This window comes from Vibrio sp. D3 (genome assembly GCF_043995865.1).
Classification (GTDB): domain Bacteria; phylum Pseudomonadota; class Gammaproteobacteria; order Enterobacterales; family Vibrionaceae; genus Vibrio; species Vibrio diabolicus.
Genome location: NZ_CP171887.1, coordinates 321,770 through 333,499 on the forward strand (window position 1 = coordinate 321,770; position 11,730 = coordinate 333,499).

Below are 11,730 nucleotides of genomic sequence, written 5' to 3' on the forward strand. Positions count from 1 at the left end.
CCCAATCGGTTATGCGCTCAATTGTTCCTTACGAGCACGACGTTTTTGGTTCATGGCAAGCACCAGCAAAATCATTAAGCATGGCACAAATACCCATTCTTTCATCGGACGTTCTGCATCTTGGATAACCCACTTGATCTCCCAATCAAAGTCGATACCTGCAGACTCTGCCGGGCTACCAAACTCGACCATATCGACAATCATTTTGTTGTCGCTTTCGGTCAGCATCAGACCCATAGACGAAATGCGTGCTTCCGCTGTTGTCGCACTGTCTTCGAATGGAAGACGAACCGTTTTCTCGATGTAGTCGCCTTCAAGGTTTTCGCCGGCAACACGTAGCTCCAATGATTCTCCTACATTTAGCGTTTCCGTGATTTGAGCTACCTCAACGCCAGGAGAAAGAACTTTCGCTGGATACAGCATGTCCCACCAAAAACCAGGACGGAAAAACGAAAATGTCAGTACTAATAATAGAACGGTTTCCCACCACTTGTTACGCGTGAACCACCATCCTTGTGTTGCGGCGGAGAAGATCAGCATCGCAATGATCGATGAGATGACAGTGAGTGCTAAATGCCACCAAGAGTCTATCCCCATCAACAGTAGCTGGGTATTGAACACAAACATGAATGGCAAAATGGCGGTTCGAATATCGTAAGTAAAGCCTTGGATACCTGTACGAATCGGGTCTGATTTAGCAATCGCAGCCGCAGCAAATGCCGCAAGACCTACGGGTGGGGTGTCGTCGGCCAAAATACCAAAGTAGAAAACGAACAAGTGCACCGCAATGAGTGGGATGATCAAGCCATGTGCTGCACCTAGCGTGACAATAACCGGTGCCATCAACGTAGAGACGACGATGTAGTTCGCCGTTGTCGGTAGACCCATCCCAAGAACCAAGCTGATTATTGCGGTAAACAGCAGCATAAGAATGATGCTACCGCCAGAGATAAACTCAACGAAGTCCGTCATGACCAGGCCGATACCCGTTAGGGTGACGACCCCAACTACGGTACCTGCCGCTGCCGTTGCAACGCCGATACCAATCATGTTGCGAGCGCCAGCAACCAAGCTCTCAGCCAGATCGACGAAGCCATCTTTGGTTTGCTGCATCATGTCACCTTGCCTTGATAACAGAGCAATCAATGGACGCTGAGTCAGCAAAATGAAAATCATGAACACCGTTGCCCAGAATGCTGAAAGACCTGGCGAGAAGCGCTCTACAGTCAGACACCAAACCAATACAACGATAGGCAGTAGATAGTGCAAACCAGATTTAACCGTTGGGCCAGGATCAGGTACTTCTGTTAACTCTGCATCAATCTCAATTGCGCCATCTTGCACGTGATTTGCTGAGATCTTCACCAAGCCAACGTACGCAATTAACAGGGCAACCGTAACAATTGGCGTCGCGGCATCACCAAAGACATCTTTCGTCCAACCCACTCCGTAGTAAACCAATGCGCTGATCACACACAGTCCTAAGATTGTGCCAGTAAAGGAAAGCAAACTTTGCACTAACGTTGGGTTGTGGCGACGAGGAAGACCTGTCATACCCGCTTTACACGCCTCAAGGTGAACGATGTAAATCAAAGCGATGTAAGAGATAAGTGCCGGAAGTAGGGCAGCCTTAATCACCTCAACGTATGAGATACCGACATATTCCACCATCAAGAATGCCGCTGCGCCCATGATTGGTGGTGTTAACTGACCATTAGTTGAGGCGGCAACTTCAACGGCTCCCGCTTTGGTGCCCGGAAAACCGACACGTTTCATCAATGGGATGGTAAAGGTACCAGTGGTTACCACGTTTGCGATTGAAGAGCCAGAAACAAGCCCGGATAAACCAGATGCAACAACGGCCGCTTTTGCAGGACCACCTTTCATATGACCCAGTAAAGAAAAGGCGACTTTAATGAAGTAAGCACCTGCGCCAGCGCGTTCCAGCATGGCGCCAAACAATACAAACAAGAACACAAAAGAGGTTGAAACGCCTAATGCGACACCGAATACACCTTCCGTTGTTAGCCATAAGTGAGACATGGCCTTGTTTAAGCTCGCTCCTTTATGCGCGATGACATCGGGCATATAAGGGCCAGCAAAGGTGTAAGTAAGGAAGACAGCAGCAACCACCATCAGTGGTGGACCGAGCGCTCGGCGTGTTGCTTCTAAAAGGAGAACCATACCGATGACAGCAACGACGATATCTGCCGTTGTTGGTGCACCGGAACGTCCAGCTAGCTCGGTATAAAAAAGGTAAATATATGCCGCAGAAAAACTACCTGCTAGCGCCAATATCCAATCGACAAGAGGGATATGATCGCGAGGGGAATTTTTCATCGCTGGATAAGCAGTGAAAGCCAAGAAGATCGCGAAAGTGAGGTGGATTGATCGCGCTTCCGTGTCGTTCAGTACGCCGAAATTAAAAATAAATGGTAGCGGAGATGCGTACCATAATTGAAATAGTGACCAACACAGAGGAACAAACCAAAGGATTCGTCCTTGCATTCCCGAGGGGCTACGTGCACCTGTGTCTGCCTGAGCCACCATTTCTTGCACATCTTGTGACGGAGTTTGATTCGTCGCCATGTACTTTTTCCTTATTATTGATGGTCCTGTCGGATTTTTATCGAGAACCACACTTCGCCTTTATCAGTGTAGCGAATGGAGCGAAGTTTGCTTTCGAGTATTTTGCTGCCTGAACTCAAAGTGTTGAATTTTGGAGACTCTGTTAGGCGGCGTTTAAGTTTTTCTTGGGTATGAACTCGCAATTTTCGGAAGAAAACTGGCGAATGAAGCATGCAGTTAGCACGTGCTACAACCTGCATGCTCAAACAGGCAGAAAACCATCTTTTCCTGCCTGTGAGTTTGGAGTCTGAGGAAGTTACTTAAGTAGACCCACTTCTTTGTAGTATTTTTCTGCACCTGGGTGAAGAGGGATAGATAGACCCGCTTTCACCATGTCTTCTTTTTTCAGGTTTGCAAACGCAGGGTGTAGACGTTTGAACGTATCGAAGTTTTCAAACACGGCTTTTGCAACGTTGTAAGCGACATCGTCTGAAACGTCTGCTGTTGTAACCATCGTTGCCGCAACACCAAAGCTGTTTACGTCTTTGTCTGTGCCACGATACATGCCAGCTGGCACTGAGCTAAAGGCGTAGTATGGGTTATCAGCAACAATCTTATCGATTTTCGGGCCAGTTGCAGAAACTAGCTTAGCATCACATGATGTTGTTGCTTCTTTGATTGAACCGTTCGGGTGACCCACCATGTAAATGAATGCGTCAATTTTGTTGTCACAAAGTGCTTGAGAACGCTCAGAGCCCTTTAGCTCAGAAGCCAATTTGAAGCTGTCGTTTGTCCAGCCCATCGCTTCCATAACAACGCCCATGGTTGCACGGTCACCAGAGCCAGGGTTACCGATGTTTACGCGCTTACCTTTTAGGTCTTCAACGTTTTCGATACCTGAATCTGCACGAGCAATGATGTTGAAAGGTTCTGTATGAAGAGAGAACATTGCACGTAGCTTTTTGTACGGGCCTTGTTCCGCAAACTTACTCGTACCGTTATAGCCGTGGTACTGCCAATCCGATTGCACGATACCAAAATCTAACTCGCCAGCACGGATAGTGTTAACGTTGTAAATAGAGCCGCCAGTCGATTCTACTGAACAACGAATGTTGTGTTCTTTACGACCTTTATTGACCAATTTACAGATAGCACCACCAGTAGGGTAGTAAACACCTGTAACAGAGCCAGTACCGATAGTAATAAACTCTTGAGCGTTAACTGCGCCTGCACCCATTACTGCTGCAGCGATAGCGCCTACTTTGAGAAGTTTGTTAAATGCCATGAATTTCCCTTCCTTATATTCATTATTTACCCGGAAATAACCATAAATCACTTCTGGAGTTTCCTATTTGGAAACGGCATCTTTTCCAATCCAATCGTTTGAAAAAGCGAGCGAATCATAACAAAAAATTGGCAGAAAATTATCCAATTGTTAAATGTTATAGTTGATAAGTCTGAATCTTGTGCAGGAGGATAGTGTTAGATTTGTGATTTAATTCTTTTTATAACAAACACTTAATAAGTATTAAGTGAACGAAGTGAAAAAGATCAATTGCGTGATGTTAATCACAAAATAGGTGGTTAAATAATGGTCTGGATAAGCAAAAAATTTACATAAATCATGGGCTACAAAATGAGATTTCTTTTATAGCCCACAAAGAGTTAGCTGATCTAAATGTGAAAGAACTTAGCCAGTGTATTCGAACAGTTCACACACTGATTTGAACAACTGTTTAGTCGTAATCGCCATCGTTGGAGTGATAAAGATAGTGTCATCACCTGCAACAACACCAAGAATACCTTCGGATTTACCCAGTGAGTCAAGCAAGCGAGCAATCAACTGCGCAGCACCAGGGCCAGTATGGATAACAACTAATGCCGCGTTATGGTCAATGTCTAGCACCAGTTCACGCAAAGAGCTGCTTACAGTCGGTACGCCTAGCTCAGCAGGAAGGCAGTAAACCATTTCCATTTTTGCATTGCGTGTGCGGACGGCGCCAAATTTAGTCAGCATGCGTGATACTTTCGATTGGTTAATGCTTTCAAATCCTTGTTGTTTGAGTGCATCAACAATCTCACCCTGTGAGCCAAAGCTCTCTTCTTTTAATAGGGCTTTAAAGGCGCGGACTAAGTTGTCTTGTTTTTCTGAATTGCGCATAGTCATTACGAATCTCTTATTACGGGTCAGCAATTTTGCATATTCTCGCATATATATTCATGCGGTGCCAAAGAGTCCCAGTATTATGTTAGTTACGTCACTGTAAACTATATACCACATGGAATTCTTTAACTATATGAAGTAGGGCTGTTTTTGTTTTCTTGAATTCCTTGTCATTTCAACAGAATAAAAGAATAATCCAAGCCCCATTTGTAGCACGGTAACAGCGAGTTGCGCGAGGTCGCAAAGCTAGCGTTAATTGATTGTAATCAAGTTGTGATTCCGATAGCTTTATTTAAGTTGGTTACAAACTACCCTACGAATACGTTTATAAGAGAAATACTCTCAAGGAGAACTACATGAAAGTAGCCGTTATTGGTGCCGCTGGTGGCATCGGTCAAGCCCTGGCCCTTCTACTTAAGAACCGTCTTCCTGCTGGTTCTGATTTAGCCCTATACGATATTGCTCCAGTAACTCCTGGTGTGGCTGCTGACCTTAGCCACATCCCGACGCCAGTTTCTATCAAAGGTTACGCGGGTGAAGATCCTACTCCAGCACTAGAAGGTGCGGATGTTGTGCTGATTTCTGCAGGTGTTGCTCGTAAGCCTGGTATGGATCGCGCGGATCTATTCAATGTAAATGCTGGTATTGTTAAGTCGCTAGCGGAGAAGATTGCGGTTGTTTGTCCGAAAGCTTGTGTTGGTATCATCACAAACCCGGTAAATACAACAGTGCCAATTGCCGCTGAAGTACTTAAAAAAGCGGGTGTTTACGATAAGCGTCGCTTGTTCGGTGTAACAACACTTGACGTTATCCGTTCAGAAACATTCGTTGCAGAGCTAAAAGACAAAGATCCAGGTGACATTCGCGTACCTGTTATCGGTGGTCACTCTGGCGTAACGATCTTACCTCTACTGTCTCAAGTGGAAGGCGTTGACTTTACAGCTGAAGAAGTAGAAGCATTAACGAAACGTATTCAAAACGCAGGTACCGAAGTTGTAGAAGCGAAAGCGGGTGGTGGTAGTGCAACACTATCAATGGGCCAAGCTGCATGTCGCTTTGGCCTGTCTCTAGTTCGTGCTCTTCAAGGTGAAGAAGGAGTAGTTGAATGTGCATACGTTGAAGGCGACGGTGAGCACGCGACTTACTTCGCACAGCCTGTGAAACTAGGTAAAGAAGGCGTAGAAGAAGTACTAACCTACGGCAAACTCAGCGACTACGAAAAGTCTGCACTAGACGGTATGCTAGAAACACTAAATGGCGACATCAATATTGGTGTTGAATTCGCAAAGTAATCTAGAAAGCTCGAATAAGAAGAAAGCCGATCAAAATGATCGGCTTTTTTGATCTTTGGCTTCTTTGCTTCGTAAAATTACTTGATAAAAACAACGTGGTGAAGGAGAAGATGATGGAAGCAAGTCGAATCCGTAAAGGCATGGTTGTTGAATGCCAGCAGGGCGTAGGTACGATATTGGTGGTCGACCGTGAAGCAGAGACGGTGCTGTTGTCGAAACAAGGCTCTGATCAGCAGATTGCGGTTAGCTTTGATGAAATAGAAGATGACCCACAACTGCATGGTGGTAGTGACAGATATTACTAGCGCCTATCACGGCATTAGGTATCAGATACAAAAAAGGAAGAGCTTGCTCTTCCTTTTTGTTTTAAGTCTTGCGTTATGGGTTGCTATGATTACTTCGTGCGTTGTACCGCGACATGAGCCAGAGTAATAAGCGCTTGCTTGTATTCAGATTCCGGCAATACTGATAGTTCTTCGATTGCTTTGTCTGCTTCTTCTAGTGCTTTTTGCGTCGTGTATTCCAGAGATCCGGCCTCTTTCATCACCGCGAGAATTTCTTCTAAGCGATCCATGCCATTGGCCTTCTCAATTGCTTCGCGAATCATGAGGGCATTGTCTGGCGTGGTATTACGCATAGCGTGAAGTAGAGGTAAAGTTGGCTTGCCTTCAGCCAAATCATCCCCCACATTTTTACCCATGTCTTCGCCATCAGAGGTGTAATCCATGACGTCATCAATAAGCTGAAACGCAGTACCCAAATACTTACCGTAATTTTGCATTGCGATTTCAACATGCTCAGGAGCATCGTTTAAGATTGCGCCAATTTGAGTTGCAGACTCAAATAAGCGTGCCGTCTTAGAATAGATGACTTGCATGTAGCTTTCTTCTGTCGTGTCAGGATCGTTACAGTTCATCAACTGCTGAACTTCACCTTCGGCGATCACGTTTACGGCGTTGCTCATTAGCTTAAGGATCTTCATGGATCCTAGCTCCGTCATCATTTGGAATGAGCGAGTATAGATAAAGTCCCCAACTAACACGCTAGCAGCATTGCCAAATGCAGCATTCGCAGTTGCTTTACCGCGGCGCATGTCTGATTCGTCGACCACGTCATCATGCAGCAAAGTCGCTGTATGGATGAACTCAATAAACGCAGCTGCCATTGTATGACCGTTGCCTTGGTAACCAAGTGCGCGGGCTGACAGTATCGCTAAAAGCGGTCTCAGACGTTTGCCTCCACCACTCACGATATAAAAACCGAGCTGGTTGATTAAAGAGACATCAGAATTAAGTTGGGCTTGAATTGTTTCATTCACTTTTGCCATGTCATCGGCAGTAAGCGCTTGGATAGTTTTAAAATCCATCGTATATCCGGCTGAAGTTAGACCCTGCAAGGCTTATTCGATTTATATAATTGTCGAATAATACACTAAAAAACGTTGATTAATACATTACTAAAGGGCATGATTGCCGCACTTTTCTTTGGCGATTAGCTTTTCGCCAATTTTTTCAAAATATGGCTTGTCATAGGAGCATCTATTCTGTAGAATCTGCGCCCTATTGATGATTAGTTTAGCGCACACCCTCAAGAAAGGCTGTGCGGAAAAAGCGGAGTAAAATATGTACGCTGTTTTCCAATCTGGTGGTAAACAACACCGTGTAAGCGAAGGTCAAACTCTTCGTTTAGAGAAATTAGACGTTGAAACTGGTGCAACTGTAGAATTTGATAAAGTTCTTCTTGTTGCTAACGGCGAAGACATCAAAGTTGGTGCTCCTCTTGTAGAGGGCGGCAAAATTGTTGCTGAAGTTGTACAACACGGTCGTGGCGATAAAGTTAAAATCGTTAAGTTCCGTCGTCGTAAGCACTCTCGTAAGCAACAGGGTCACCGTCAGTGGTTCACTGAAGTGAAGATCACTGGTATCAACGCTTAATCTATTAGGAGAGTTTAACAATGGCACACAAAAAAGCTGGTGGTTCTACTCGTAACGGCCGCGATTCAGAAAGCAAACGTCTAGGTGTTAAGCGTTTCGGTGGTGAATCTGTACTTGCAGGTAACATCATCGTTCGTCAACGTGGTACTAAGTTCCACGCTGGTAACAACGTAGGTATCGGTAAAGACCACACTCTATTCGCTCTTACTGAAGGTAAAGTGAAGTTCGAAGTGAAAGGTCCTAAGAACCGTAAGTTTGTAAGCATCGAAGCTGAGTAATTAGGTTTTTACCAAGTTACTTAATAGCTTTAAGCTGAATTCAAAAGCCCTGCCGAATCGGCGGGGTTTTTTATTTATGGCAGTCGACATATCGAAGTTTCTCGTTTCCACCTTATTTGTGGGCTGGGAGCTTAGATCTGTCATCTGCTAAAATTGTCAGATGACAAAGTAGATTTAATCCACGCACGAAGTAGTCGGAGTAAAAGATGAAGTTCGTAGATGAAGCGGTAGTAAAAGTTCAGGCTGGCGACGGCGGTAGCGGCGTTGTGAGTTTCTGGCGTGAAAAATTCATCACTAAAGGTGGCCCTGATGGCGGTGATGGTGGCGACGGTGGTGATGTTTATATCCAAGCCGATGAAAACCTTAACACTCTGATTGATTATCGTTTCCAGCGCTTCTACGAAGCGGAGCGTGGTGAGAATGGCCGCGGTGGTAACTGTACTGGTAAACGTGGTAAAGACATCGTTCTTCGTGTGCCTGTAGGTACGCGCGCAGTGGATATCCACACAAATGAAATCGTGGCAGAAGTTGCTGAACACGGTAAGAAAGTGATGATCGCAAAAGGCGGTTGGCACGGTCTAGGTAACACGCGTTTCAAATCTTCAGTAAACCGCGCGCCTCGTCAAAGAACATTAGGCACAAAAGGTGAAGTACGTGAAATTCGCTTTGAGCTATTGCTTCTTGCTGACGTTGGTATGCTTGGTCTACCTAATGCAGGTAAATCAACCTTTATCCGCGCAGTCTCAGCAGCAAAACCAAAAGTCGCTGATTACCCATTCACGACGTTGATCCCAAGCTTGGGCGTAGTGAGTGTCGTACCAGAGAAAAGCTTTGTTGTTGCAGACATTCCAGGTCTTATCGAAGGTGCAGCAGATGGCGCTGGTCTTGGTATTCGATTCTTGAAGCACTTAGAGCGTTGCCGAGTGTTGCTGCACATGATCGATATTATGCCAATTGATCAGTCTGATCCGGTGCAAAATGCACTAACGATCATTGATGAGCTAGAGCAATACAGTGAAAAACTGGCAAGCAAGCCACGCTGGTTAGTATTCAACAAAGTTGATTTAATGCCTGAAGAAGAAGCGAATGAGAAGATCCAAGAAATCTTAGACGCACTAGGCTGGGAAGACGAGTACTTTAAGATCTCGGCGATCAACCGTAACGGCACTAAAGAGCTTTGTTACAAACTGGCTGACTTTATGGATAATCTACCTCGCGAAGAGGAAGAAGTGGCTGAAGAAGATAAAGTTAACTTCATGTGGGATGACTACCATAAAGATGCGATGGCGGGTAAAGACGTTATCACTGAAGATGACGACGACGATTGGGATGACTGGGACGATGAAGAAGATGACGGTCACGTTGTCTACGTTCGTGACTAATCAGAACCGTCAAACAATGCCTGTTTGTCTATAATTCATTAAGCCGCAATTATTTATTGCGGCTTTTTTTGTATCTAAATCATATTTAGATGGTGTGATTTACGGCACAATAGCCGATACGTCGTGATTTTTGAGGGCTAGTTTGGACCTCTCACGTATGAATGAGCAACACCCTAAAAGGAATTAGACTTATTTATGACTCTAGAAGCCATACCGTCTGGAGAGTTGGCGGTATCCACTCAACGATCTATTTCTCGCCTTGTTGCCCAAGCCGGGCAAATGCTACTCGCTCATGGTGCTGAAAGTACTCTGGTGAGCGATATTATGCGCCGTATTGGCCTTGCTTGTGGGGTTAATGAAGTTGCGGTTGCGCTATCAGCCAATGCATTGGTTGTAACGACGGTAATGGATGGACACTGCATCACCACTACCCGAAGTTGTGCCGATCGTGGCATTAATATGCGCGTTATTACGCAAATTCAACGTATCTGCATCATGATGGAGCGTGGGCTGCTCGATGCAACCATGGCGCAGAAAAAGCTGAACGCCATCAGTCCAGAGCGTTATAACCGCTGGCTGGTGGTGTTTATGATTGGCTTGTCATGTGCGGCATTCAGTCATCTGGCAGGTGGTGATTTGGGGGTATTTGTTATGACCTTTTTAGCATCAGCTGGTGGCATGATCGTTCGCCAAGAAATTGGTCATCGTCACTTTAATCCTTTACTGAACTTTGCAGCGACCGCCTTTGTCACGACCTTAATTTCTGCGCAAGCGGAAATCTACCAAATCGGCAATCTGCCCACCGTTGCAATGGCATCGTCGGTATTAATGCTCGTACCGGGTTTCCCGTTGATTAACTCGGTGGCAGACATGCTGAAAGGGCACATTAACATGGGTATTGCCCGGTTTGTGATGGCCAGCTTACTGACGTTGGCGACGTGTTTGGGCATCGTTGCTGCGATGAGCGTTACTGGAATTTGGGGGTGGGCAATCTAATGAGTTTGTTTGATTTGATGCTTGGACTGCTGAATGACATGTTTTTCGCTGCGATTCCCGCAGTTGGATTTGCACTGGTTTTTAACGTGCCACAAAGAGCTTTAGTGTATTGCGCTGTTGGCGGCGCGATTGGACACGGCAGCCGTTATTTGATGATGCAGTTTGGTATTCCCATTGAATGGGCGACCTTTTTTGCCGCGACGCTAGTTGGGATGATCGGGGTATACTGGTCTCGCCGCTTTCTCGCGCACCCAAAAGTGTTCACTGTGGCAGCTTTGATCCCGATGGTACCTGGCGTGTTTGCATACAAAGCAATGATAGCCATGGTTGAGATCAACCATGTTGGTTATTCACCTGAGCTCGTTGCAACTTGTATGGAGAACTTTCTTAAGGCCATGTTTATTATTGCAGGTTTAGCTGTTGGTCTTGCTGTTCCAGGGCTGTTATTCTATCGCCGCAGACCTATTGTATAAGGACCTAACATGATCATTAGTATGATTGCCGCGATGGCCGACAATCGCATCATTGGCAAAGACAATCAAATGCCTTGGCATCTTCCCGCTGATTTCGCTTGGTTTAAGCGTTGTACCATGGGAAAACCGGTTGTGATGGGACGCAAAACCTATGAGTCTATTGGTCGCCCTTTACCTGGTCGCTTGAATATTGTTATCAGCCGTGATGAGACACTAAAGATCGAAGGCGTCACTACTGTAACATCGATTGAGCAAGCTTTGGACGTGGCTGGTGACGTGGAAGAAGTGATGATCATTGGTGGTGGTGCGATTTACGCAGCTTGCCTACCGATGGCCAATAAACTGTATGTAACACACATTGAAGCAGCGATTGATGGTGATACTCAGTTTCCAGACTGGGGAGATCAATTTAAGGAAACCTACTCAGAAACGTATCAAGCGGATGAGAAGAACGCCTACAACATGCGCTTTACTGTGTTAGAAAAGTAATTCGAGATTAAAACAGCGTAGTTAATACGGTAATGCCGTTCGTATAACAGCGAGCGGCCATCCCGGCCTGCCATCATCCTGAAAGCGACGGAGGAGCGTGATTCAGGATCTTCTATACGAGTACTTTGTTGTCAAAGGTATCTTTATCTACCCG

Annotated in this window: 12 protein-coding genes; 8 read left to right on the forward strand and 4 right to left on the reverse strand. The window is 45.6% G+C overall.

Annotation, left to right across the window (positions count from 1 at the left end):
* Positions 1-9 precede the first annotated feature (9 nt).
* The 3 genes from ACHFJ9_RS09600 to argR all read right to left on the reverse strand — a co-directional run bounded on the left by ACHFJ9_RS09600 (position 10) and on the right by argR (position 4,729).
* The gene (locus ACHFJ9_RS09600; protein ID WP_395356636.1) at positions 10-2,589 is read right to left on the reverse strand and encodes a TRAP transporter permease; all 2,580 of its coding nucleotides are present in this window, start codon (positions 2,587-2,589) and stop codon (positions 10-12) included.
* A 295-nt stretch (positions 2,590-2,884) separates the two neighbouring features.
* Positions 2,885-3,853, reverse strand: coding sequence for a TAXI family TRAP transporter solute-binding subunit (locus ACHFJ9_RS09605; RefSeq protein ID WP_005392302.1), 969 nt, complete (start codon positions 3,851-3,853; stop codon positions 2,885-2,887).
* Positions 3,854-4,258: 405 nt separating this feature from the next.
* The gene (gene argR / locus ACHFJ9_RS09610; RefSeq protein WP_395357418.1) at positions 4,259-4,729 is read right to left on the reverse strand and encodes a transcriptional regulator ArgR; all 471 of its coding nucleotides are present in this window, start codon (positions 4,727-4,729) and stop codon (positions 4,259-4,261) included.
* Between the two features lie 359 nt (positions 4,730-5,088).
* Between argR and mdh the strand changes: the two genes are divergently transcribed.
* Positions 5,089-6,024, forward strand: coding sequence for a malate dehydrogenase (mdh, locus tag ACHFJ9_RS09615; RefSeq protein ID WP_395356638.1), 936 nt, complete (start codon positions 5,089-5,091; stop codon positions 6,022-6,024).
* A 113-nt stretch (positions 6,025-6,137) separates the two neighbouring features.
* The gene (locus tag ACHFJ9_RS09620) at positions 6,138-6,329 is read left to right on the forward strand and encodes a hypothetical protein (RefSeq protein ID WP_005392299.1); all 192 of its coding nucleotides are present in this window, start codon (positions 6,138-6,140) and stop codon (positions 6,327-6,329) included.
* Between the two features lie 89 nt (positions 6,330-6,418).
* On the opposite strand, the gene ispB is transcribed toward ACHFJ9_RS09620, so the two are convergent.
* Entirely contained in the window at positions 6,419-7,390 is a 972-nt protein-coding gene (ispB, locus tag ACHFJ9_RS09625) for an octaprenyl diphosphate synthase (RefSeq protein ID WP_005392297.1), read from the reverse strand.
* 256 nt (positions 7,391-7,646) lie between these two features.
* Here ispB and rplU point away from each other — a divergent pair, with 256 nt between their 5' ends.
* The 6 genes from rplU (at position 7,647) to folA (ending at position 11,576) form a co-directional block, all read left to right on the forward strand.
* The gene (gene rplU / locus ACHFJ9_RS09630) at positions 7,647-7,958 is read left to right on the forward strand and encodes a 50S ribosomal protein L21 (protein ID WP_005383096.1); all 312 of its coding nucleotides are present in this window, start codon (positions 7,647-7,649) and stop codon (positions 7,956-7,958) included.
* Between the two features lie 20 nt (positions 7,959-7,978).
* The gene (gene rpmA, locus ACHFJ9_RS09635; protein WP_005383095.1) at positions 7,979-8,236 is read left to right on the forward strand and encodes a 50S ribosomal protein L27; all 258 of its coding nucleotides are present in this window, start codon (positions 7,979-7,981) and stop codon (positions 8,234-8,236) included.
* A gap of 206 nt (positions 8,237-8,442) precedes the next feature.
* A complete protein-coding gene (gene cgtA / locus ACHFJ9_RS09640; RefSeq protein ID WP_395356643.1) occupies positions 8,443-9,618 on the forward strand; it encodes an Obg family GTPase CgtA in 1,176 nt (391 codons plus the stop codon).
* Between the two features lie 195 nt (positions 9,619-9,813).
* Positions 9,814-10,614 carry a threonine/serine exporter family protein gene (locus ACHFJ9_RS09645; protein WP_395356645.1) on the forward strand — a complete coding sequence of 267 codons (801 nt, stop codon included), beginning with the start codon at positions 9,814-9,816 and terminating at the stop codon, positions 10,612-10,614.
* The gene (locus tag ACHFJ9_RS09650; RefSeq protein WP_258683508.1) at positions 10,614-11,087 is read left to right on the forward strand and encodes a threonine/serine exporter family protein; all 474 of its coding nucleotides are present in this window, start codon (positions 10,614-10,616) and stop codon (positions 11,085-11,087) included. The genes ACHFJ9_RS09645 and ACHFJ9_RS09650 overlap by 1 nt, the downstream gene beginning before the upstream one ends.
* Positions 11,088-11,096: 9 nt before the next feature.
* Positions 11,097-11,576, forward strand: a complete 480-nt coding sequence (gene folA / locus ACHFJ9_RS09655; protein WP_005392293.1) for a type 3 dihydrofolate reductase — start codon at positions 11,097-11,099, stop codon at positions 11,574-11,576.
* The last annotated feature ends 154 nt before the right edge of the window (positions 11,577-11,730 follow it).